This window comes from Roseobacter fucihabitans, assembly GCF_014337925.2.
In the GTDB taxonomy this organism is placed as follows: domain Bacteria; phylum Pseudomonadota; class Alphaproteobacteria; order Rhodobacterales; family Rhodobacteraceae; genus Roseobacter; species Roseobacter fucihabitans.
On record NZ_CP143423.1, the window covers coordinates 3,428,449 to 3,450,195 of the forward strand.

Here is a 21,747-nt window from a genome sequence, read left to right on the forward strand (position 1 = left end):
AACTCCAGCGGCCGGGTCATTGACCTGTATCAAACGGCGGAAAAACTCTCCTGCATCTTCCGCCGTTGCCTGTCCGTCGGGCGTTGATCCAGATCATATACAGCAAGTGACAAGATGTGAAATGAAGTGAGGGCCACGCAAAACAAGAGGTGCGCCAATGCTAGATATTTCCGAGACAAAAGTCGCTCAGATCATCCTGTATGGCCATGAAATCGAACGGGCCGAAGGCGAGTTGCGCGGATTTCTGGAAACGCTCAATGAGGATGAAAGTCACAGCCTGATCGCGCTGATGTGGATCGGCCGCGACAGTTTTGCCAGTGATGAATATCATGAGGCGCTCGCCACGGCCAAACGCGAGGCCGTAACGCCGACCGCTGATTATCTGATCGGCACCCCGCATTTTGCCGACCACCTGGAAAATGGGCTTGAACTTCTGGGCTTATCCGCTGCGGATGCGGAACAATCCTTGCTTTGATCCCTGCACCCCTTCTTGGAACGCGTGCAGGGCGCTCAAAGCGTCATATCAATACGAAAAATCCGCGTAAATCCGGCTGATGTCGCCGTTCCAATCACCGTTGTAATGGTCCAGCAGCTCATCCGCGGGCGCTTTTCCGGTCTCGATGCTTTCATGCAGCGCATTCAGGAAATGCGTTTCATCGGGCACCATGCCGCCGGCACCGGGGCGCGCGCGTGATTTGAGGCCGGACTGGCTGATCGCAACGGCCTCGCGGGCGATGTCGTGCATCCTGATGCCGTGCACCTCTGCCTGTAACCCGTCAACCGAAGCCGCAACGCGCATTAGATCGCGCGTCCCTGCGTCCCAGTCTTTTGCCAGATCCCAGGCCGCATCCAGCGCGGATTGATCATACATCAGCCCGACCCAGAAGGCGGGCAGCGCGCAGAGCCTGCGCCAGGGGCCACCATCCGCACCGCGCATCTCGATGTAGCGTTTCATGCGCGCCTCGGGAAAGGCCGTGGTCAAATGATCCGCCCAATCGCTGAGCGTCGGCATTTCACCCGGCAATGCGGAAAGCTCGCCTTTCAGGAAATCACGGAACGACAGGCCCAATGCATCAATATAGCGCCCGTCGCGATAGACGAAATACATCGGCACATCGAGCGCATATTCCACCCAACGCTCAAACCCGAAGCCCTCCTCGAAGACGAAAGGCAGGGTCCCGGTGCGTGCCGCATCCAGATCGCGCCAGACCCGCGAGCGCCATGATTTATGGCCATTCACCTTATTCTCAAAGAAGGGCGAATTAGCGAAAAGCGCCGTGGCCACCGGTTGCAAGGCCAAGGCCACGCGCATTTTTTGCACCATATCGGCCTCGGACCCAAAGTCCAGATTGACCTGTACCGTGCAGGTCCGGCGCATCATGACCCGGCCCATCGTGCCGACCTTGGTCATATATTCATTCATCAGCTTGTAGCGCCCCTTGGGCATCAGATCCATGTCCTCATGGCTCCAGATCGGTGCTGCGCCCAGCCCGATGAAGCCCGCGCCGATCCTGTCGGCCACATCCTGCACCTCGCGCAGGTGCACGTTCACCTCGTCACAGGTCTCGTGGATGGTTTCGAGCGGCGCACCGCTTAACTCGAGCTGCCCGCCCGGCTCCAGGCTGATGTTGGCCCCGTCTTTTTCGAGGCCAATCAGGTGCTCGCCCTCCAGAACCGGACTCCAGCCATGGGTGTCGCGCAGCCCCTCCAGCATCACCCGGATCGAGCGGTCCCCCTCATAGGGAAGTGGCTTCAGCGTATCCTTGCAGTAGCCGAATTTTTCGTGCTCGGTCCCAATGCGCCATTGCTCTTTCGGCTTGCAGCCGTCCGCTAGGTATTGCGCCAACTGATCATACGAAGTGATCGGACCGCCGCCGGATTGGGGAATAGACATAGGGGAGGCTCCGTTCATTCATCAGATGCATTTGGGACGTCAGGGATGGGACGATTTTGGCAGGGTGTCAATGCAGACCAATCTGTGCGTTTCCGGAAGGGTCCCGCTGCCAGATCACAATCCGGTGTTTTTCCTGCCCTTGCAAGGCATGCAGCATCCGTTCGGTGCGCAATCCCGAAAGCGTGGCGAAAGCGTCAAAAAGCGCATCCGCCCCTTCAGCATTCACCGGGATGAACAGGTCCGGCTGACCGGGCTGACTAAGGCCCCAATGCGCCGGAAACAACGTCTTGTCCAAACGCAGCTGTGACATTTCGCGCAAAGCAACCGCCCCGCCGGTCAGAGGGCCAAAATAGGTGATCTGCCCCTCATCCACACTCACCGTGCCCGGCCCGGCTCCGGTACTGCGAAAACGCGCGCGCTGCACACCAACCCAGACCAGCCCCGCCCCGACAATCATCAACGCCAACCCCGGCAAGACCAGCAACCGCCCCGGCCCCAAGAGCCACCACAGCCCCAAGGCGGCCATCACGCTACCCGCAAGCGTCTCGCGCCAACGCATCAATTGCGCCTTGGCCTCGGGGCGGATCACCCCCAATCTCCCAAAGCCTGCTGCCAAAGCGTCAATGCCGCGACCGCCGCCGTATCCGCCCGCAGGATGCGCGGCCCCAAGGAGACCGCATGCGCATGCTCCACCCCCTGCAGACGCTTACGTTCTGCTTCCGAAAACCCACCCTCCGGCCCGATCAGGATCGCCCAAGGGGCCACAAGCGCCCGTAAGGTGGGCTTTGAGGCCACCTTTGCCTCGTCACAAAACATGATCTGTCGGTTTGTATCCCAACCGTCCAACAGGCGTTCCAACCTCTGCATCTCCGCCACCTCAGGCACGAACGTTCCGCCACATTGCTCTGCTGCCTCAACCGCATGGGCTTGCAGACGCTCGCGTTGGATGCGCCCCGAGTTGGTGAATTCCGTACGCACCGGCAGGATGCGCCCCGCGCCCATCTCCACCGCCTTTTCGACGATGAAATCCGTGCGTGCCTTCTTGATCGGCGCGAACATCAGCCAGACGTCGGGGGGCATCTGCAAGGGCCGCGTCTGACGCAACACCGCCAACATGCCGCCGCGCTTGCCCGCCTCGACGACATCGGCCAGCCATTCACCGCTCTGCCCATCAAACAGCAAGACCTGCGCGCCCACAGCCAACCGCATCACCCCAAAAAGATAATGTGCCTGCTCCCGCGACACAGGAACCGATTGCCCTGGGCTCAAGGCATGCTCTACATAAAGCCTGATTTTGGCTGAAATTTTTTGGTCCATGGAGAGAGATATATGCAAACCCGCAAGCCAACACCAGATGGTCAGGTCGCGGATGCGGTCAAAGGCAATTGGGTCGATACCGCCGCACCCGTCTGGACCCGCCCCTACCTGCGGCTCAGCCGGGCGGACCGGCCCATCGGGACCTGGCTGTTGCTCCTGCCCTGCTGGTGGGGGCTCGCGCTCTCAATGCTGCACGATCAACGCGCCAGCCTGTTCGATCTGTGGATCGCGCTTGGCTGTGGCATCGGTGCATGGCTCATGCGGGGGGCGGGCTGCACCTGGAACGATATCAGTGACCGTGACTTTGACGGCAAGGTCGAACGCACGCGCTCCCGCCCCATTCCCTCGGGACAGGTCTCTGTGCGCGGGGCAGTGATCTGGATGTGCCTTCAAGCGCTGATCGCCTTCGCCATACTGCTAACCTTCAACCTTGCCGCCATCGCCTTGGGTATCCTGGCGCTGCTGCCGGTCGCAATCTACCCCTTTGCCAAACGGTTTACCTGGTGGCCGCAGGTGTTTCTGGGGCTGGCTTTCAACTGGGGCGCGATGCTGGCCTGGACCGCCCATAGCGGCGTGCTGCATCCGGCCGCTGTAATCCTCTATCTGGCCGGGATCGCATGGACCTTGTTCTACGATACAATCTACGCCCATCAGGACACCGAAGACGACGCCCTGATCGGGGTAAAATCAACCGCGCGGCTGTTCGGGGATGACACCGCCGCGTGGCTGTGCGGGTTCCTGATCGCAACTGTTATTCTCATGGGCGTGGCGGTCATCTCTGCCGCCTTGCCCGGTGCCAGTGGGCTGGCTATGGGATTGGCGCTGACAGGGCCCGCAGCCATGGGCGCGCATATGATCTGGCAACTGCGCCGCCTCGACATCACGGATAGCGCTCATTTATTACAGCTGTTTCGCGTCAATCGCGATACGGGCATGATCCCGCTGGTGTTTTTTGCGATGGCCCTGCTGGCATGATTGAAACCAGACCACAGGCGGCGTATCAGGGGACAGACCGAAGTCGGAACCCTTGATCCAATGAAGCTCTCAAAAACAACCATGACCGTCGCCGCCTTTGTGGCCGCTGCTGCGGTGGCGCTATTTGCGGCGAATTCTTCCGTGCAACTGATTGAGGATTCCTCCGAGATCGGAGTCCGCAGCGCCCTGGACGACAACACCCTGACCTGGGCCGAAGTCGAAGCAAACGGCCTCCAGGTCGCGCTTGCGGGCACCGCCCCCTCCGAAGCGATGCGTTTTCAGGCGCTCAGCGTTGCGGGATCGGTCGTGGATGCGGCGCGCATTCTTGACCATATGGAGGTTGAGGCCGATGAGGCGATTGCGCCGCCGCGGTTTTCAGCGGAGGTTCTGCGCAATACCAGCGGCTTGTCGATCATCGGCCTGATCCCGCAAAGCACGGATCGCGATGCCATCGTCGAAGGTTTCGCGGATATGAGCGATCTGCCCGTCACCGACCTGTTGGAAACGGCCGACTACCCCGCTCCATCTGGCTGGGAAGACGCGTTATCTTTTGCGATCACCGCAATTGATGATCTGCCCCGCGCCAAACTCTCCATCACCGCAGGCCGCGTCACAATCACCGCCATTGCCAATAGCGCTGAGGCCAAGGCCGCGATGGAAAAGAAACTGATGGGCTCTGCACCCCCTGCGCTGAGCCTCACCCTCAACATCACCGCACCGCGCCCCGTGATCACACCTTTTACGCTGCGCTTCGTCATGGACGAAGACGGCGCGCGCTTTGACGCCTGTTCCGCCGATTCCAAAGAGGGGCAGCAACGTATTCTCAACGCCGCCTTCGAGGCCGGTCTGTCCGGGCCGGGACGCTGCACAATTGCAATGGGGGTGCCGTCCAAATTCTGGGCCGCCGCCGTGGAACAAGCGATCAAGGCATTGGCCCAAATTGGCGGTGGCAGTGTGACTTTCTCCAATGCCGACGTCACGCTCATCGCCGCCGAAGCCACAAGCCAGTCGCTGTTTGACACCGTCGCAGGCGAGTTGGAAAATGACCTGCCCGATGTCTTTGTGCTGCGCGCGATCCTGCCCGAAGCGCCCGATGCATCGGTGGGACCGCCCGAGTTCACCGCAACGCTAAGCCCCGAAGGGCAGGTACAGCTGCGCGGGCGCCTCTCGGATGAAAAGATGCGCGAGGTGACGGATAGTTTCGCCCGGGCGAAATTCGGCTCCGACAACGTTTATACCGCTGCACGTGTGGTATCCGGCCTGCCAGCGGATTGGTCCACTCGGGTGCTGACCGGGCTTCAGGCTTTGGCCTATCTGAACAACGGCGCCATTACGGTTACACCCGCCTCGATTGCATTAAGCGGCATGTCGGGCGATCAAAACGCAAGTGATACCATTGCCCAGTTGATGGCCAGTCGCTTGGGGCAAGGCACGTCCTTCGACATTAATGTCAAATATCTGGAAGAGCTTGACCCGGTTGCCAGCCTGCCCACGCCCGAAGAATGCGAAGGCAGGATCGGGGATATCATTTCCGCCGCCAAAATCGTTTTCGAACCCGGCAGCGCCACAATCGATTCGACCGCATTGACCACGATGGACAGCATCGCAGAGGTCTTGCAGGAATGCGGCAGCATCCGCCTGGAAATACAAGGGCATACCGACAGCCAGGGCCGCGAAGGGATGAACCTGTCGCTTAGCCAGGCACGTGCCGAATCCGTTCTGAACGAATTGCGCGCGCGGCGCGTTCTGACCGGGTCGTTTCTGGCAAAGGGCTACGGCGAGGTTGATCCAATTGCACAAAATGATACCGAAGAAGGCCGCGAAGCCAACCGCCGCATAGAATTTCGCCTGATCCAGCCGGAAGCTTCCGTGCCAGAGGGCGATTCAACACTGGAAAGCGTCGCGGAATCCAGTGATATAGACGCATCAGATGATACGAGCGATGCAGAAGGACCCGAAAATGAGTAGAACAGAGTTTGTCATTGCGACGGCCATTATTCTGTTCGTGGCTTTTTGTCTGGGGTGGTTCGCCAATTGGCTCATTCATCGCTTTACCCGCGTGGCCGCCGATGATGTCGCACAGCTTGACCGGATGGCTCAGGAGCTGCACGAGGCCGAAGAAACGCGAGATCAGGCGATCACATACCTTCAGCAACGCGAAGCGGAACTCACCAACCAGCTCGCGCAAACCGAGGCGGAACTGCGCGCCGCGATGGACGGGTTGCGCGATGCGCGCCATGAGACCGAGGAGTTGCGCGCCTACGCCGAAGGGCAGCGCGCACTCTGAGCAGGCTACATGACGGTCAGATGGGCGCAATGCGACAGGTGCCCCACACGCTGGGACGTGCTGCCCAGCACAAGCGCTGACAGATTTCCCAGACCCCGCCGACCGGTCACGATGAGATCAGACCCCACGGCTTTGGCATGCGTCAACAACGCATCGGCGGCATCACCCTCGCCCACTTCCGTTTTGATGTTCGACTGCCCTGCCTCGGTTGCGATTGTCTTTGCCCGATCCAGCAATGTTTGCGCAGTTTTCATAACTTCATCATGTGAGGGCATGGTGGTTGCCGCATGATACCCCGCAACAGCCCCCATCGCGAAAGCGACAGTTTCAGGTTTGGGCGTATGCAGAACATGGATTTCCGAGTCATATTTCCCTGCCAGATCACAGGCGAGACGCAGCGCATTCTCGGACGGTTCTGACCCGTCAAATCCAACGGTAATTGTCTTGAACATCGTTTTCTTCCCCTTTGTCATTTAATGACACAAGAGTAGCCTACCGTGCGCGGCCCCGCCTTGATGCACGTCAACGTCGACAGTAACGGGGTTACCAGCGCTCCAACGCGTCTTCATCCGCATCGCGCGCCGCAACCCATGTCGCGCCGTTTTCCGTCACTTCGCGTTTCCAGAAAGGCGCGCGCGACTTGAGGTAATCCATCAAAAACTCGGCTGCCTCAAACGCATCCTTGCGGTGACGCGCGGCCGTGGCGACCATCATGATCACCTCACCCGGTTTCAAGGTGCCATATCGATGGATAACCAACACATCCCCCAAAGACCACCGCGACACAGCCTGCTGCGCAATATCGCGCAGCGCCGCTTCGGTCATACCCGGATAATGCTCGATCTCCATCACCTGTAATTTCTGCTCACCCGTATCCCGCACGACACCTGTGAAGGTCACAAAAGCCCCAATATCCTTACGCCCTGAGGCAAAGGCATTCATCTCTTGCCCGGGATCGAAAGACGCTTCCTGAACAGAAATGCGCATGCCCTACCCTCCGGTCATGGGCGGGAAAAACGCAACTTCGCGCACACCTGAGAGGCTTGCATCAAAACCACTCAACTCCTGGTCCAGCGCGACACGCAAGGCGGAACGGTCGGCAAAGGCCGCGGCATATCGCTCTTCGCGCGCCACCAGCTCGTCAACAAGTTCCGACACCGTCCGCGCCGATGTCTCCAGCTTTTCGCGCGGCAATCCGATACGTTCCCGCACCCAGGCAAAATACAGCACATCCATCAGTGATCATCCTTCAAATGGGGCAGCGATTTCATCAGATAATCAATGCCCGTGATCAAGGTCAACGCAGCGGCGAGCCATAACAACGCCAATCCCGCACTCCCGGCCCATTCCATCGCGGTATGTTTCCAGCGCAACCCCTGCAAATCTGGCTCACTGCCTGCGAAAATCGCATTCACCATATCCTGATCCATGCCATAGGCTGACATGCCCAGATAATGCTCGAAAACACCGTGCGAGAACAGAACCGCGATGGCGACCATCTGGCAGGTGGTTTTCCATTTCGCCAGTTGCGTGACCTTCAATGTCCCCGCCGTATCGCCCAGAAACTCTCGCAAACCGGATACAAAAACTTCGCGAAACAATATCACCGTCGCCGGCAAAACCAGCCAGGGCGACCAACTCGAAAAGCCGATGATTACCATCAGGGCAATCACCACCATCGCCTTATCGGCAATCGGATCCAACATCGCGCCCAATTTGGTTTCCTGCTTCCAGGCCCGCGCCAGATAGCCATCAAACCAATCCGTTATCGCCGCAGACACAAAAAGAATGAGTGCAAACCAGTCGGCATAGGGTCGCGTAAAATACAGGAACATCACAGCCACCATCGGGGCTGCGATCAATCTGATCATGGTCAAAATATTGGGCAAGGTCAAAGTCATGGCACCACCATACAGCGCCTCACGCGGCGCTGAAAGCGACAACCGCATCGCAAGCGCAAACTGTCCCGGATGGCAACCGCGACCACTGGCCCCAAGCGAGACCTAAGACTCAAAAATCGTGTCGCGCGGAACGCGCGTCCTTTGGATCAACCCCGCTCATGGAAATAGTCATAGATCTTTTCCGCCAAAGCGCCCGACACGCCCTCCACCGCCTTGAGATCGCTCAGGTTCGCCCGCGCCACAGCCTTCGCCGATCCGAAATGCGCCAAAAGCGCGCGCTTTCGGGACGCCCCCACGCCTGGGACATCATCCAGCGGGGTCGCCCCTATGGCCTTTGCGCGTTTTGCACGGTGCGTCCCGATTGCAAAACGATGCGCTTCATCTCGTAGCCTTTGAACAAAATAGAGCACAGGATCATTGTGGCGCAGGGCAAAGGTCGGCTTACCGGTACGGTAAAACTCCTCTTTACCCGCGTCCCGGTCGATACCCTTGGCCACGCCGACCATCGCAATATCTTTCACGCCATAGGTGCTCAAAATCTCGCGCACGGCGCTGACTTGACCGGCACCGCCGTCGATCAGGAGCAAATCAGGCCATTGCCCCGCCTTACGGTCCGGGTCCTCATGGATCAAACGTTTGAAACGACGCGTCAGAACCTCTTTCATCATACCAAAATCATCACCCGGCGTCAGATCCTCGCCCCGAATATTGAATTTTCGGTATTGGTTCTTCAAAAACCCCTCCGCGCCCGCGACGATCATCGCGCCCACGGCAAATGCCCCCTGAATATGCGAGTTGTCATAGACTTCAATGCGCTCGGGGGGGGCTGCAAGATCGAAAGCTTCTGCAATGCCCTTCATCAATCGTGCCTGGCTTGCCGTCTCGGCCATCTTGCGCGCCAGCGACTCGCGCGCATTGCGCAACGCCCCATCCACCAGTTCGGCTTTTTCTCCCCGCTGTGGCACGGTCAGCTCGACCCTGCGCCCCAACTTGCCGCTTAACGCATCCGTCATCAGATCCGGGTTCTCGATCTCATGACTCAATATCAATTGCCGGGGCGGCTCCTTGGTGTCGTAAAACTGCCCGATGAACGCCTCCAGAACCTCGGCGGCTTCGACATCCGGCCCGACACGCGGGTAGTAATCCCGATTACCCCAGTTTTGGTTTGCGCGGATGAAAAATACCTGCACACAGGCCTGCCCGCCCTCCAAATGCAACGCTATGATGTCTGCCTCCGCGACGCCTTTGGGATTGATGCCCTGCGCTGTCTGCACCTGGGTCAGCGCCTTGATCCGATCCCGCAAGGCCGCCGCGCGCTCAAATTCCATCGCCTCCGATGCCGCCCCCATATCGCTGGCAAGGCGCGCCTGGATCGCGGTGGTCTTGCCCCTTAGAAACTGTTCGGCGTCTTTGACCGTTTGCCTGTACTCATCCGGGCTGATCTTACCTACACAAGGGGCCGAACAGCGTTTGATCTGATACTGTAAACAGGGTCGCGTCCGACTCTCAAACATGGCATCGGAACAATCACGGAGCAGGAAAACACGCTGAAGCTGGCTGAGCGTGCGATTGACCGCCCCTGCCGATGCGAAAGGCCCGTAATAGTTTCCCTTTTCCTTTTTGGCCCCGCGGTGTTTCTTGATCTGCGGATAGTCATGATCCGCCGTTACCAGAATATTGGGAAAGCTCTTGTCATCGCGCAACAGCACATTGAATTTGGGCTTTAACTGTTTGATCAGGTTCTGCTCAAGCAGCAAGGCTTCCGTTTCCGTGCGCGTCGTCAGGAACATCATCGACGCGGTGTTGGCGATCATGCGCGCAATCCGCGCCGAATGCCCTGTTGGGCGGGCATAATTACTCACACGGGCGCGCAGGTTGCGCGCTTTGCCGACATATAGCACACGGCTTTCGCTATCGAGCATGCGATACACGCCGGGCGACATGTCCAGGGTCTTGAGATAACCCTGAATGACATCAGGGCCCGTCGCCACATCCAGTGATTGATTTTCGGTTGATCCGGTCATCTTGTTTCAGGGATGATTCTGCTACTGCGCTGCACTGTGATGCGCGCGACTACAAGTGTTAAGCTGTCCACCGTTCCTGGGGATAACTCTGCTGATAACTTCCGGCCACCCCAAAAATTTTGTTGTAATTTGGGCGTTTCCACTGTTTGCCCAAAAATTAGGCACATATGCAACCTCCTGATTTAACTTGTTATTTTCTTTTCGTTGGCGCAAGTTTTTGAAAACAAAGACAATTTGGTAACGAATTTGTAACACTTTCGAAGCCCGTGCAAAACTCGCACTACTCCACACCTAGAACGTCGGGTGTCTGCCAGGCGAGGTGTTGGCCACCATCCACACAGAGCAACTGACCCGTGACCGCCGGGGCGTCCAGAAAGTAGCCCAAAGCCGCTGTCATATCCTGCGGATTGGAGCCGCGTTCGAGTGTCGTGTTCCCCCTTTGCCGTGCAAAATGGTCCGCCGGTTGCCGCGCGCCCTGAAGCGTGGGGCCCGGTCCGATGGCGTTGACGCGGATGTTGGGTGCCAGAGCCTGCGCCGTGGTGCGGGTTAAAGCCCAAAGCCCCATCTTGGCAAGGGTATAGGTCATAAACTCAGGCGTCAGCTTGCGCACGCGCTGGTCGATCATATTCACGACCAACCCTGCGGCAACCGGCTCGCCCGCGCCGTCCATGGCCGCCTGCACCCCCTGCCCCGCCATCGCCTGTGTCAATATAAAGGGCGCGCGCAGATTGCTTTGCATATGCCTGTCCCAGCTCTCGCGCGTCGCGCTGTGCACGGTGTCATATTCGAAGATAGAGGCATTGTTGATCAGGCAGGTCACGGGACCGCCAAGCTGCGCAACTGTCTCGGCAAATAATGCTTCTGTCTGTGCGTCTTCCAACAGGTCGGCCTGCAAGGCCACGGCGCGCCGCCCCTTTGATTGTATCAGGGAAACCGTTTCACGCGCGCCAACATCCGAGGAGGCATAGTGCACCCCAACATCATAGCCCCGATCCGCGAGATAAAGAGCCAAAGCACGCCCGATACGCTGCCCCGCGCCTGTTACTAGTGCTGTGCCCATCCCAATCTCTCCTTTCGATGCCTTAAATCAGAACCACCACCAGATAGGCCAGGTAAAGGCCGCTCAGGACGACGCCCCAAAATCGCGTGATGTTCCAGGACAGATAGACGAAAGGAAACAAAAGAACAGAGGCCCCCAGCATGACCCACAAGTCAAACCGAAGGAATTCGGGATCCACCGGGATGGGGCCAACAAAGCTGGCGATGCCGATGATCGCCAAAAGGTTGAACATGTTGGAGCCGATAACATTCCCAAGCGCGACATCGGCCTGGCGACGCAATGCGGCCATCACGGTCGTTGCCAATTCGGGCAGTGAGGTGCCAATAGCGACAAGCGTCAGCCCGATCACCGTATCGGACACGCCGTAGGTCTTGGCAATTATGGTCGCGTTTTCCACCAAAAGGCTCGCACCCAGCGGCAAGCCAATCAGGCCCAGCACCAGAAACAGGATGATGCGCCACCAGGGCATGTCCGGGTCCGCGCCCTCGGGCTCCTCTTCCGGCTCATCCTTATCCGCGCGTCGGTGCAAATGAGCGTCGCGAAAGGCATCCCCGAGCATCAGCGCGAGACCGGCCAGCAAAACGATTCCTGCGATCCAGTCGAACACGCCCCGAAATGCCAGCCCGATGAACAAAAGGCTGGCCAGGATCATGAAATTATAGGTTTTGCGCGTGTTACATTCCGAGGTGTGCATCGTGGCCAGCAAGGCCGGTATGCCCAGAACAAGCAGGATATTGGCCGTATTGGAGCCGACAACATTGCCCAGGGCCAGCCCCGGTGCGTTATCCTTGATCGCCTGAATGGAAATCAACAACTCCGGTGCGGAGGTGCCAAAGGCCACGATGGTCAGGCTGACGATCAGGGCCGGAACGCCAAGGCGCAGGCTCAGGTTGACCGCGCCCTTCACCAGCGCATCGCCCGCAAGCAGCAAGAGCACCAGCCCCAGCCCACTCATCAGCCACGGCATGATCATGCCTTGCCACCCTTGCCACAAGAACAGGGACCACGCCCGATCCGATAGCGGCCACATTTGCGGCATTTGGCGTTTGCCAGGCGTTTGCCACCCAACCAATGCATCTTACCGAACATGGCCAGCACTGCCATGACGACCAAAAACAGGGAAACGATCTTGAAAATCATGCAGGTTACAGACCGAATTGCGCGAAGGCACTGCGCTCTTCGATACTGTGCAGGGCGTCCCCGACGATGCGCGCACCGAAACGCGACAGGAAGGGTTTGCGCAATCCATAGCAGCGGAATGTGACCTTATCGCCAAAGCGCGCCTTCATCATCGGTTTCAGATGCCCGATGCCATCGATCAACCCAAGATCAACCGCGCGGCGCGCCAGCCAGATTTCGCCGGTGAACAGGTCGCGATCCTCGGGCAACTTGCCTTTGCGCCGCGCCGTGACATGATCCTTGAAATTGGCGTGAATGTCTTCGAGCAGATCCTTGAGCCGCGCCACATCCTCGGGGTTTTCAGGGCGGAAGGGGTCGAGCATGGATTTGGATTTTCCGGCGGTGTAGACGCGCCGCTCGATCCCCTGGCGGGCCAAAAACTCATGCGCGCCAAAGGAGGCAGAGATCACACCGATGGAGCCAACAACAGAGCTGTCGTCGGCATAAATTTCATCCGCTGCCGCTGCGAGCCAATAGCCGCCAGATGCGGCAACATCCTCCACAAAGGCGATCACGGGGATGTTTTTCTCTTCGGCCAGCCGTCGGATGCGCGACCCGATCAGCGAAGATTGCACCGGGCTGCCGCCGGGGGAATTCACCTCCAGGACAACCGCCGCAGGCTTGCCACGCGAAAATGCTTTCTCGATGATCGGCGCAAGGCTTTGATCATTGAGTGTGCCACGGCCCGACGCGCTGATCACGCCGGACAGGCGTAGGACAGCGACCGTTGGGTCAGACTTGATAAAAGGGATCCAGCGTTTCATGTCATCCCATGTAGAATGGCAACCCCCATCAAACAAGGAGGCAAGCCCAATGAGTTTTATCCTGCGTCTTTATTGACGGATGCGCCAACCGGTCTTGAATATCCACCAGATGACCAAGATGCATAAAGCGGTGAAGCCGGCAATCGCGCAAAGCGAAAACAGGATCGGCACATCAGCCGTGCCAAAGAATGACCACCGAAAGCCTGAGATCAGGTAAACAACCGGGTTAAACAGCGAAATAATCTGCCACACAGGCGGCAGCATCGAGATGGAGTAGAACGACCCGCCAAGGAACACCAGCGGGGTCACAATGAGCAGCGGCACCAGCTGCAATTGCTCGAAATTCCCCGCCCATATGCCAATGATGAAGCCCAAAAGCGCGAAGCTGAGGCAGGTCAGCAGCAAAAAGGCGATCATTGCAATGGGATGCGCGATGCTGACATCCACAAAGAAAAACGCCGTGATCAGGATGATAACGCCGATGAAAAGCGCCTTGGTCGCCGCCGCCCCGACATAGCCCGCGACGATTTCCAGGAAGTTCACCGGGGCCGATAATAGTTCATAGATCGTGCCGATGAATTTGGGGAAATAGATACCGAAAGAGGCGTTGGAAATGGCCTGCGTGATCACGGAGAGCATGATAAGACCCGGCACGATGAAGGCACCGTAGCTCACACCGTCGACCTCCTGAATACGGCTACCAATGGCCGCGCCAAAGACGACGAAATAGAGGCATGTTGACAGAACCGGCGACAGGAAGCTTTGCGCGAGCGTGCGAAAGAATCGCGCCATTTCAAAGACGTAGATGGATTTGACCGCCGTCCAATTCATGATGGCTCCTTTTCTTCATGCACGAGCCCGACAAAGATATCCTCAAGGCTGCTTTGGCGGGTGAGCACATCGCGCAACACCAGACCCGCCGCCGAGACATCCGACAACAGCTTGGTAATGCCCGTGCGTTCGGCGCGCGTGTCATAGCTGTAGGTGAGCGTCTGATTGTCGTCACATAGGGTCAGGTTGTATTTGGCCAGCAACGGCGGGATCGCCTCCAGGGGCGCGCTCAATTGCACATCAAGCTGCTTTTGTCCCATACGCGCCATCAGGCTGGCCTTATCCTCGACCAAAAGCAATTCGCCCTTGGCGATCACACCGATACGATCCGCAATCGCCTCGGCCTCTTCGATATAATGCGTGGTCAGCACGATGGTCACGCCGTCCTCCTTGAGCGCGCTCACGATCTCCCACATGTCCTTGCGCAATTCGACGTCTACCCCCGCGGTAGGCTCATCCAGAAACAACAAACGTGGCTCATGGCTGAGCGCCTTGGCGATCAACACCCGCCGTTTCATGCCACCCGACAGGGCGCGGATCTGGCTGTCGCGTTTGTCCCAAAGCGACAACTGGCGCAAAATCCGCTCCAGCGCGGCCTCATCGGGGGATTTCCCAAACAACCCGCGCGAAAACCGGACCGTGTTGATGACCTTCTCGAAGGGTTCCAGGTTGATCTCCTGGGGCACCAGCCCGATCATGGCACGTGCAGCGCGATAATCGCGTATCGTATCATGACCGCCCACGGTGACGGCACCGGATGTCGCCGTAGTGATACCACAAATCGTTGAAATCAAAGTCGTTTTGCCGGCACCATTGGGGCCCAGAAGCGCGATGATCTCTCCGGCTTCGATTTGCAGATTGATGCCCTTGAGGGCCTCGAACCCGTCGCCGTAAGATTTGCGCAGATCCGAAATATCGAGAATGGGTTGCATGACGCTTCTATCCTGTCGCTTGTCATAGGACCCTATGGGTTTGATATCTGAAACAACAGCGCGGCAATGCACATCCCTGCGCGCGTTTGTGCGCGAAAGCGCGGTCACGCGTGCTCAGGATTTTCCGGTCAGCCGCTTCAACCAGCCCTTTTTCTCGGCCTCAGGCGCATCATCGGCGGGCGCATCCTGCGAAGCCGCAGGCCCCTCAATGGTGTTTTGCAGGTTGGAAAAGAACTGCTCCGCCATCTTCTTGGCAAAACCATCGATGATCCGGCTGCCAAGTTGCGCCAGCTTGCCGCCGACTTTGGCCTCCACATCATAGGACAATTCAGTTCCGCCGTCCTTGGCCACAAGGCGCACCTCGGCCCCTCCCTTGGCAAATCCCGCAGCACCGCCCTTGCCCTCGCCGGTGATCGTCAAGGACTCACCCGGCACCATATCCGACAGGGTCACGACCCCCTTGAAGGTCGCCTTGACCGGGCCAACCTTTTGCACAACCGTCGCCTCGAAGCCTTCTTCGGGCGAACCGGTCACATCCTGTGCGCCCGGCACGCAGGCCTCCAACACTTCCGGGCTCAGCAAAGCGGCATAGACCGTCGCAGGGCTGGCGGCGATCTGGCGGGTATCTGACATGTGCATGAGCGGGCTCCTCCAAAGCTGTCTTCTCTCTTTCTAGCGCAGAGATTTCAGATGCGCCAATCCCATTTCGATTCCGTCGTTTTAACGCTCGACAGGTGTCACAGGGCTGATACCTCTGAACCATGACCGCACCGCCCCAAAACCACGCGACACTCGGCATTCTTTTTGTCATTGCGGGCGTTTTCGCCATTTCCATCAACGACATGCTGATCAAACAATTGTCGGGCGGATATCCGTTGCATGAAATCGTCTTTCTGCGCTCCGCGATCGGCATTCTGTTTTCGCTGGTAATGGTGCGGATGGAAGGCGGCTGGCGCATCCTCAAGACCCGCAGGCCGTTTTTGCACCTGATCCGGGGGTTATTGATCGTGATCGCTAATATGAGCTTCTTTCTCGCACTCGCGGCGATCCCGCTGGCCGATGCCACCGCCCTGTTTTTTGCTGCACCGCTTTTTATCACGCTGCTGTCCATCCCGATCCTGGGTGAAAAAGTCGGGATCATGCGGATGAGTGCCGTGCTGGTCGGCTTTGCCGGGGTTGTTATCATGCAACGCCCTTGGGCCGACAGCGGTACGCTGGAGGCGACGCGCGTTGTTTTACTGCTCCCGGTGCTGGCGGCCTTTACCTATGCGCTGAACCAGATCATGACGCGAAAACTCGGCGTGGAAAGCAAAGCCTCCGCCCTGTCGGTCTATATTCAGGCGACGTTCATTGTCGTGTCGATCGGGTTTTATCTGGTGGCCGGTGACGGGCGTTTTGCGCAAGGAACCGACAATGCGTCGCTGGAATTTCTGCTGCGCGCCTGGGTCTGGCCCGCGCCGGGCGATTGGGGGGTGATTGTCGGCATGGGGGCGAATGCAGCCATCATCGGCTATTGTCTCAGCCAGGCCTACCGCATGGCGGATGCGGCTACCGTGGCACCTTTTGAATACGTCGGCCTGCCGCTCGCGGTTTTCTGGGGCTGGCTGATTTTTGCGGAATTGCCCGTCTGGGAAGTCTGGGCGGGGATTTTCCTCATCCTCGGATCGGGATTGTTCGTGTTTCTGCGCGAACGTCAAAAAGCGCGGGTTGTGGCGCGCGCCCCGCTCAAACGCCACTGATCCCGCACCGATGCCCTATTGCACGCGCTCACTCAATCCGCACTACGACCTTCCCTGTTGCCTTGCGTGTCCTGAGCAGATCCAGCGCCTCATTCGCCTGCGCCAGCGGCAGCACATTGCTGACATGGGGTTTGATCTTGCCCTCAACGTACCATTTGGTCAGCACTTCGAAACTATCCGTCAGCACCTTGGGGTTCACCCGCGTGTACCCGCCCCAATAAAACCCGATCACCGTAAGGTTTTTGACCAATAGATGGTTGGCGGGGATTTGGGGCACCTCGCCGGACGCAAATCCCAGCGGGATCAGACGGGCCTCCGGGCGACACGCGCGCAGCGCGGCCTTGAATTGCGCGCCACCGATAGGATCATAGACGACATCGGCCCCGCCAAGCGATTTCACCACCGCGCGTATGTCATCCGTATCCGAATCGATCAGATGATCTGCGCCCATGGATTGCGCCACCGCAAGCTTCTCCGCACCGCGCGCCACGGCGATCACTTCGGCCCCTATCAGCTTGCCCAATTCCACCGCTGTCAACCCAACACCGCCCGATGCGCCCAGCACTAACAGCCGCTCCCCCGGTTTCAGATGCGCCTTGTAATCAAGGGCCACGTGGCTGGTGCCATAGGCGATCAGGAAAGCCGCAGCATGTTCATCGCTCATTTCATCCGGGATCGCCACACAGACATCCGCAGAAATCGCCGCATATTCCGCCAGCGCGTCAAAGCCGCAATAGGCCGCAATGCGCTGGCCAACCTTCAGGCGGCTCACACCCTCACCAACTTCGGTCACGGTCCCGCAAAGTTCCATACCCAGCGTAAAGGGCAATTGCGGTTTCTCCTGATAGGTCCCCTTGATGATCAGCAGATCGCCAAAATTGAGCCCGCAGGTATGAACCTTGACCACAACCTGTCCGCCACCCGCAACCGGTTTGGCGATATCGCGCAAAGCCAGAGGCTGGCCGAGTTCGGTAACTTGCATCGCCCGCATTTAAGGCTCCCCCGCGGTTGTTTCATGCTTATTCAGGCCAGAGCCAACCTGGAATGGCAAGAGACAATGCAGCCCTAACCCCAAGCCAATATCACCCGACGCGACGACCACCGGACCAGACACCACGCACCAACGGGACATCGCCGATCAAGCGGAACCGTGTCAAATCCGCGCGCAGGCCCGGCGCGATACGGCCACGATCCGCAAGGTGACACCCGGCGGCCGCATTCGATGTGACTGTTGCCAGCCCCCGCGCCATATCCCCCCATAAAGCTCCAAGCTGCACCGCCCCTTGCAAAAGCGACGCCGGGACATAATCCGAAGACAGAATGTCCAGCAGGTCCCGTTTTGCAAGATCATCAGCCGCGACATTGCCTGAATGCGAAGCCCCCCGCACAAGGTTCGGCGCCCCCATGACGATTTGGATACCGCGATCCCGACAGGCCTGTGCCGCCTCGCGCGTGGTCGGAAACTCGGCGATGCTCACGCCGTGGCTTGCCGATGCGTCTACCTGCGCCCGTGTGGTGTCATCGTGGCTGGCCAGCGTGGCACAGAGGCGCAAACCCGCCTTGATCGTAGCGCGTTCGTGCCGGTCCCCCAGCGTTTCACGCAAACCTGTCAAATGGCGCACATGATCCTGAAATTCCGGCCCGCTCATGCCCCGTTTGCCCCGGATATAGACTTCGAATTTCTCCATATCGCGAAATTGGCGCTGGCCCGGCGTATGATCCATCAGCGAGACGATCCCCACCCGGTCATCCACACCGAATTCCTCCAGTTCATCGGGCAGAGTTTCCGAACAGGTCTCTGCGCGCAGATGAAGGTGATGCGATATCCGCAGAGCGCCCTTGCGACGCATGCTGCTGATCTCATCGGCCAGTTTACGTGCGTAGCGCGGATAGCGGCTTGGCGCATTCGTGACGATTGAACCAACGCGCACAGCATCAAACACGGTCGTGATGCCAACGCCAGCCATTTCCGTATCATGCGCAATGATGGCCGCATCATGGGGCCAATCCACCCTGGGACGCGGGCTCAGATGGCGTTCAAGATTGTCGGTATGCAGTTCAATCAGGCCCGGACAAAGGTAATCCCCTTCACAATCAATTGCGCCCGCGGCGACCGCGGTCCCCGGATCAATCGCGGTGATCAAACCGTCAGCAATTGTCACCGCACCTTGCACAACCTCCCTGGGCAGGACAATTTTTGCATTGGCGAATGTAGTCTGTGATGTCATGGCCGTGTTATCCTGTACTTGCGATACAATGCTGACGTTAAGGGAAATATTTGATGAACTTCACCCGCTACGGCGTTTATTTCACACCGCACCCCGGCGCTTTTGCGGATGCGGGTGCGGCCTGGCTTGGGTGGGACATCGCCGCTGGCCAGCCTGTTGAGGGGGGTGCGGGCGACATCACCTCCCGCCCGCGCAAATATGGGTTCCATGCGACCCTCAAGGCACCTTTCAGACTGCGCGCGGGCTCCGGCGAGGACCAACTCAGGACCGCGCTGGCGGCGCTGAGCACGACGCTTGCACCGGTTGCCCTTGACGGCCTGACCCTGTCGCGGATCGGCGCGTTTGTCGCACTGACGCCGATCGGGGACACGCAGGCCCTGACGTCCCTGGCGGCCTGTGTGGTGCGTGATCTGGATGGTTTGCGTGCGCCGCTCGGTGCAGATGAGTTGGCGCGACGCCACCACCCCAACTTCACGCCGCTGCAAAAGGAAAACCTGCGCAGATGGGGATATCCCCATGTCATGGAGGCCTTCAAGTTTCACATCACCCTGACCGGCCCCCTGCCACGCGCGATCTTTGGCAAGGTGATGGCGGATGCGACCGCACATTTTGCCGATCTGGTACCGCGCCCGTTCCTGATGAACAGCCTGACGCTTGTGGGCGAAGGCGGGGATGGGATGTTTCGTGAAATTCATCGCTACACACTCACTGGAAGGTAAAGGCCATTGATCCTTGCAAGCGTATCGCAAATTCGCCCGTCGTGGCGAATTTCCACAATCGGGGCATGAGCGCAATCTATCTGCGCCTCACAGATGGGTGTTTAGATAAATTGGCTCCCGCGCCCGGCGGGTGGTCGACGCTTTAGGCCATTCATACTGCTGCGCAAGCCTCAGTCAGAATCTGGCATAACACATGACAAATGGCAAAAAGGCACCGGAGTCCGCGCCCATTTTACGCGACCACCGCAGGCCGGTTCGCAGGTTTTCAACCGGCGTTTAGCATGAGGTCCGACGCTTTTTCCCCAATCATGATCGCCGGGGCATTGGTATTGCCCGACACAATTTCCGGCATGATCGAACAATCCGCGACGCGCAGTCCCTGGATGCCGTGCACCTTGAGTTGCGCATCCACCACACATTCTTCGCCATTACCCATTTTGCAGGTGCCGGTTGGGTGATAAATCGAGGCCGTGTTATTACGGGCCCAATCGAGCGTGGCGTCATAATCTTTCATGTCAAGGTCCGCATGCGGGCGATATTCTTCGGATATCTTCGACGTCAGCGGGGCGTGGCGCGCAATCTTGCGCGCGATATTCACGCCTGCAACCACCGTGCGGCAATCGGTTTCGGTGGATAAGTAATTGGGGATGATGCGCGGATAGGTGCGCGGGCTGCCGGACCCAAGTCTGATTTCTCCCCGGCTTTCGGGACGCAATTGACACACCGACATCGTGAAAGCCGAGAACTTATCCGCGCCTTTGCCGGGATTTTCTGCCGAAAGGGGTTGAACGTGGAACTGAATATCCGGTGTCTCCATGTCCTCGCGCGTCTTCAGGAACCCGGTGGCGAGGCTGGCAGCCATGGTCATCGGTCCGGCACGGAACAGGACATATTTCAAGCCGATCTTTGCCTGACCGAACAGACTGCTCACCTCGTCGTTCAACGTCGGTTCGTTGCATTTATAGACAAGCCGCGCTTGCAGATGGTCCTGCATGTTCTTGCCGACCCCTTTGAGGTCCTTTTTCACCTCGATGCCATGCTCGGAAAGCTGATCCGCCTCGCCGATGCCCGACAACATCAATAATTGCGGTGAATTGATGGCCCCACCGCAAAGCACAATCTCACGGCGCGCGGTCACGACCTGCGGCTTGCCGGAGCGATCCGTATAGCGCACACCCGTCGCGCGGCCCTCGGTGATGTCGATTTTATCCACCTGAGCGTGGGTGATGATCTGCAAATTTGGGCGTTTCTTGATCGGGTTGAGATAAGCCACAGCCGAACTGCACCGCCGCCCATTGCGAGAGGTCAGCTGGAAAAACCCGACACCTTCCTGCTCTGCGCCATTGTAATCAGGGTTGAATTTATATCCCGCCGCTTGCGCCGCTGCGACCCAGGCATCTGTGATCGGGCGTTGGATGCGCATGTTGGACACCGACAGCGGACCCTGGTCGCCGTGAAATTCATCGGCACCGCGCTCATTGTTTTCCGCCCGCTTGAACAGCGGCAGAACATCGTCCCAGCCCCAACCGGTATTGCCCATCTGGCGCCAGCGGTCATAGTCTTGTGGCTGTCCACGCACGTAAAGTAGCCCGTTGAGCGAAGAAGATCCGCCCAGAACCTTGCCACGGGGCCATTCGATGGAACGCCCGTTCAATCCCGGATCGGGTTCCGTTTTGTAACACCAGTCTACGTTGGGGTTATGGATGGTTTTGAAATAGCCTACCGGAATGTGAATCCACGGGTTAAGGTCGCGCCCACCGGCCTCCAGCAAGATCACCTTGTTTTTGGGATCAGCACTCAGCCTATTGGCCAAAACACACCCGGCCGAACCGGCCCCCACGACGATAAAATCAGCTTCCATTTCGCCCCCCAAACTCTCCAAAAAAAACTCTAGGCA

23 protein-coding genes are annotated in these 21,747 nt (G+C 58.6%); 6 read left to right on the forward strand and 17 right to left on the reverse strand.

The window, feature by feature from the left end:
- Positions 1-157 precede the first annotated feature (157 nt).
- Entirely contained in the window at positions 158-475 is a 318-nt protein-coding gene (locus tag ROLI_RS16900) for a DUF3775 domain-containing protein (protein ID WP_187431041.1), read from the forward strand.
- Between the two features lie 48 nt (positions 476-523).
- On the opposite strand, the gene ROLI_RS16905 is transcribed toward ROLI_RS16900, so the two are convergent.
- The 3 genes from ROLI_RS16905 to ROLI_RS16915 all read right to left on the reverse strand — a co-directional run bounded on the left by ROLI_RS16905 (position 524) and on the right by ROLI_RS16915 (position 3,199).
- A complete protein-coding gene (locus ROLI_RS16905) occupies positions 524-1,894 on the reverse strand; it encodes a glutamate--cysteine ligase (protein ID WP_187431042.1) in 1,371 nt (456 codons plus the stop codon).
- A gap of 67 nt (positions 1,895-1,961) precedes the next feature.
- The gene (locus ROLI_RS16910) at positions 1,962-2,489 is read right to left on the reverse strand and encodes a hypothetical protein (RefSeq protein ID WP_187431043.1); all 528 of its coding nucleotides are present in this window, start codon (positions 2,487-2,489) and stop codon (positions 1,962-1,964) included.
- Positions 2,480-3,199 (reverse strand): 16S rRNA (uracil(1498)-N(3))-methyltransferase, encoded by a 720-nt coding sequence (locus tag ROLI_RS16915; protein WP_187431067.1) that lies wholly within the window; start codon positions 3,197-3,199, stop codon positions 2,480-2,482. Before ROLI_RS16915 ends, ROLI_RS16910 begins: the two co-directional genes overlap by 10 nt.
- 24 nt (positions 3,200-3,223) lie before the next feature.
- Here ROLI_RS16915 and ubiA point away from each other — a divergent pair, with 24 nt between their 5' ends.
- Genes ubiA through ROLI_RS16930 form a run of 3 tightly spaced genes read left to right on the forward strand, consistent with a single transcriptional unit; the run spans position 3,224 to position 6,473 of the window.
- Positions 3,224-4,186, forward strand: a complete 963-nt coding sequence (gene ubiA, locus ROLI_RS16920; RefSeq protein WP_187431044.1) for a 4-hydroxybenzoate octaprenyltransferase — start codon at positions 3,224-3,226, stop codon at positions 4,184-4,186.
- A gap of 60 nt (positions 4,187-4,246) precedes the next feature.
- Positions 4,247-6,154, forward strand: coding sequence for an OmpA family protein (locus ROLI_RS16925; protein ID WP_187431068.1), 1,908 nt, complete (start codon positions 4,247-4,249; stop codon positions 6,152-6,154).
- Positions 6,147-6,473 carry a hypothetical protein gene (locus ROLI_RS16930; RefSeq protein WP_187431045.1) on the forward strand — a complete coding sequence of 109 codons (327 nt, stop codon included), beginning with the start codon at positions 6,147-6,149 and terminating at the stop codon, positions 6,471-6,473. The genes ROLI_RS16925 and ROLI_RS16930 overlap by 8 nt, the downstream gene beginning before the upstream one ends.
- A 5-nt stretch (positions 6,474-6,478) precedes the next feature.
- On the opposite strand, the gene ROLI_RS16935 is transcribed toward ROLI_RS16930, so the two are convergent.
- From ROLI_RS16935 to ROLI_RS16985, 11 genes are all read right to left on the reverse strand, one after another.
- Complete coding sequence (locus tag ROLI_RS16935; RefSeq protein ID WP_187431046.1) at positions 6,479-6,925, reverse strand: universal stress protein; 447 nt, start codon at positions 6,923-6,925, stop codon at positions 6,479-6,481.
- Between the two features lie 91 nt (positions 6,926-7,016).
- The gene (locus tag ROLI_RS16940) at positions 7,017-7,460 is read right to left on the reverse strand and encodes a molybdenum cofactor biosynthesis protein MoaE (RefSeq protein WP_187431047.1); all 444 of its coding nucleotides are present in this window, start codon (positions 7,458-7,460) and stop codon (positions 7,017-7,019) included.
- Positions 7,461-7,463: 3 nt separating this feature from the next.
- Positions 7,464-7,709 (reverse strand): molybdopterin converting factor subunit 1, encoded by a 246-nt coding sequence (gene moaD, locus ROLI_RS16945; protein WP_187431048.1) that lies wholly within the window; start codon positions 7,707-7,709, stop codon positions 7,464-7,466.
- Complete coding sequence (gene pgsA / locus ROLI_RS16950; RefSeq protein ID WP_187431069.1) at positions 7,709-8,374, reverse strand: CDP-diacylglycerol--glycerol-3-phosphate 3-phosphatidyltransferase; 666 nt, start codon at positions 8,372-8,374, stop codon at positions 7,709-7,711. The genes moaD and pgsA overlap by 1 nt, the downstream gene beginning before the upstream one ends.
- A 146-nt stretch (positions 8,375-8,520) precedes the next feature.
- Positions 8,521-10,398, reverse strand: coding sequence for an excinuclease ABC subunit UvrC (uvrC, locus tag ROLI_RS16955; RefSeq protein ID WP_187431049.1), 1,878 nt, complete (start codon positions 10,396-10,398; stop codon positions 8,521-8,523).
- 280 nt (positions 10,399-10,678) lie between these two features.
- Positions 10,679-11,458, reverse strand: a complete 780-nt coding sequence (locus ROLI_RS16960) for an SDR family oxidoreductase (protein ID WP_187431050.1) — start codon at positions 11,456-11,458, stop codon at positions 10,679-10,681.
- A gap of 22 nt (positions 11,459-11,480) precedes the next feature.
- The gene (locus ROLI_RS16965; RefSeq protein WP_187431070.1) at positions 11,481-12,428 is read right to left on the reverse strand and encodes a calcium/sodium antiporter; all 948 of its coding nucleotides are present in this window, start codon (positions 12,426-12,428) and stop codon (positions 11,481-11,483) included.
- Between the two features lie 175 nt (positions 12,429-12,603).
- Positions 12,604-13,401, reverse strand: coding sequence for a S49 family peptidase (locus tag ROLI_RS16970; RefSeq protein ID WP_187431052.1), 798 nt, complete (start codon positions 13,399-13,401; stop codon positions 12,604-12,606).
- Positions 13,402-13,470: 69 nt separating this feature from the next.
- Entirely contained in the window at positions 13,471-14,232 is a 762-nt protein-coding gene (locus ROLI_RS16975; protein ID WP_187431053.1) for an ABC transporter permease, read from the reverse strand.
- Positions 14,229-15,164: an ABC transporter ATP-binding protein gene (locus tag ROLI_RS16980; RefSeq protein ID WP_187431054.1), complete on the reverse strand. Its 936-nt coding sequence runs from the start codon at positions 15,162-15,164 to the stop codon at positions 14,229-14,231. The genes ROLI_RS16975 and ROLI_RS16980 overlap by 4 nt, the downstream gene beginning before the upstream one ends.
- A gap of 114 nt (positions 15,165-15,278) precedes the next feature.
- Positions 15,279-15,803, reverse strand: coding sequence for a CoxG family protein (locus tag ROLI_RS16985; protein ID WP_187431055.1), 525 nt, complete (start codon positions 15,801-15,803; stop codon positions 15,279-15,281).
- A 122-nt stretch (positions 15,804-15,925) separates the two neighbouring features.
- On the opposite strand from ROLI_RS16985, the gene ROLI_RS16990 reads away from it, so the two are divergent.
- The gene (locus ROLI_RS16990) at positions 15,926-16,903 is read left to right on the forward strand and encodes a DMT family transporter (RefSeq protein ID WP_187431056.1); all 978 of its coding nucleotides are present in this window, start codon (positions 15,926-15,928) and stop codon (positions 16,901-16,903) included.
- Positions 16,904-16,931: 28 nt separating this feature from the next.
- Here ROLI_RS16990 and ROLI_RS16995 read toward each other — a convergent pair whose 3' ends face one another.
- Both ROLI_RS16995 and ROLI_RS17000 read right to left on the reverse strand, forming a co-directional pair.
- Entirely contained in the window at positions 16,932-17,894 is a 963-nt protein-coding gene (locus ROLI_RS16995; RefSeq protein WP_187431057.1) for an NADPH:quinone oxidoreductase family protein, read from the reverse strand.
- Positions 17,895-17,985: 91 nt separating this feature from the next.
- Positions 17,986-19,131, reverse strand: a complete 1,146-nt coding sequence (locus ROLI_RS17000) for an alpha-D-ribose 1-methylphosphonate 5-triphosphate diphosphatase (RefSeq protein ID WP_187431058.1) — start codon at positions 19,129-19,131, stop codon at positions 17,986-17,988.
- Between the two features lie 53 nt (positions 19,132-19,184).
- Here ROLI_RS17000 and ROLI_RS17005 point away from each other — a divergent pair, with 53 nt between their 5' ends.
- Positions 19,185-19,850, forward strand: a complete 666-nt coding sequence (locus tag ROLI_RS17005; RefSeq protein ID WP_187431059.1) for a DUF1045 domain-containing protein — start codon at positions 19,185-19,187, stop codon at positions 19,848-19,850.
- 265 nt (positions 19,851-20,115) lie between these two features.
- Here ROLI_RS17005 and ROLI_RS17010 read toward each other — a convergent pair whose 3' ends face one another.
- Positions 20,116-21,711 carry a GMC family oxidoreductase gene (locus ROLI_RS17010; RefSeq protein ID WP_187431060.1) on the reverse strand — a complete coding sequence of 532 codons (1,596 nt, stop codon included), beginning with the start codon at positions 21,709-21,711 and terminating at the stop codon, positions 20,116-20,118.
- Positions 21,712-21,747 lie beyond the last annotated feature (36 nt).

Excerpts from the sequence above, each read along its gene's own strand:
- ROLI_RS16900 (WP_187431041.1), top strand. The coding sequence starts at position 158 with ATGCTAGATATTTCCGAGACAAAAGTCGCTCAGATCATCCTGTATGGC.
- ROLI_RS16905 (WP_187431042.1), bottom strand. The coding sequence starts at position 1,894 with ATGTCTATTCCCCAATCCGGCGGCGGTCCGATCACTTCGTATGATCAG.
- ubiA (WP_187431044.1), top strand. The coding sequence starts at position 3,224 with ATGCAAACCCGCAAGCCAACACCAGATGGTCAGGTCGCGGATGCGGTC.
- ROLI_RS16925 (WP_187431068.1), top strand. The coding sequence starts at position 4,247 with ATGAAGCTCTCAAAAACAACCATGACCGTCGCCGCCTTTGTGGCCGCT.
- ROLI_RS16930 (WP_187431045.1), top strand. The coding sequence starts at position 6,147 with ATGAGTAGAACAGAGTTTGTCATTGCGACGGCCATTATTCTGTTCGTG.
- ROLI_RS16935 (WP_187431046.1), bottom strand. The coding sequence starts at position 6,925 with ATGTTCAAGACAATTACCGTTGGATTTGACGGGTCAGAACCGTCCGAG.
- ROLI_RS16940 (WP_187431047.1), bottom strand. The coding sequence starts at position 7,460 with ATGCGCATTTCTGTTCAGGAAGCGTCTTTCGATCCCGGGCAAGAGATG.
- moaD (WP_187431048.1), bottom strand. The coding sequence starts at position 7,709 with ATGGATGTGCTGTATTTTGCCTGGGTGCGGGAACGTATCGGATTGCCG.
- pgsA (WP_187431069.1), bottom strand. The coding sequence starts at position 8,374 with ATGACTTTGACCTTGCCCAATATTTTGACCATGATCAGATTGATCGCA.
- uvrC (WP_187431049.1), bottom strand. The coding sequence starts at position 10,398 with ATGACCGGATCAACCGAAAATCAATCACTGGATGTGGCGACGGGCCCT.
- ROLI_RS16960 (WP_187431050.1), bottom strand. The coding sequence starts at position 11,458 with ATGGGCACAGCACTAGTAACAGGCGCGGGGCAGCGTATCGGGCGTGCT.
- ROLI_RS16970 (WP_187431052.1), bottom strand. The coding sequence starts at position 13,401 with ATGAAACGCTGGATCCCTTTTATCAAGTCTGACCCAACGGTCGCTGTC.
- ROLI_RS16975 (WP_187431053.1), bottom strand. The coding sequence starts at position 14,232 with ATGAATTGGACGGCGGTCAAATCCATCTACGTCTTTGAAATGGCGCGA.
- ROLI_RS16980 (WP_187431054.1), bottom strand. The coding sequence starts at position 15,164 with ATGCAACCCATTCTCGATATTTCGGATCTGCGCAAATCTTACGGCGAC.
- ROLI_RS16985 (WP_187431055.1), bottom strand. The coding sequence starts at position 15,803 with ATGCACATGTCAGATACCCGCCAGATCGCCGCCAGCCCTGCGACGGTC.
- ROLI_RS16990 (WP_187431056.1), top strand. The coding sequence starts at position 15,926 with ATGACCGCACCGCCCCAAAACCACGCGACACTCGGCATTCTTTTTGTC.
- ROLI_RS16995 (WP_187431057.1), bottom strand. The coding sequence starts at position 17,894 with ATGCGGGCGATGCAAGTTACCGAACTCGGCCAGCCTCTGGCTTTGCGC.
- ROLI_RS17000 (WP_187431058.1), bottom strand. The coding sequence starts at position 19,131 with ATGACATCACAGACTACATTCGCCAATGCAAAAATTGTCCTGCCCAGG.
- ROLI_RS17005 (WP_187431059.1), top strand. The coding sequence starts at position 19,185 with ATGAACTTCACCCGCTACGGCGTTTATTTCACACCGCACCCCGGCGCT.
- ROLI_RS17010 (WP_187431060.1), bottom strand. The coding sequence starts at position 21,711 with ATGGAAGCTGATTTTATCGTCGTGGGGGCCGGTTCGGCCGGGTGTGTT.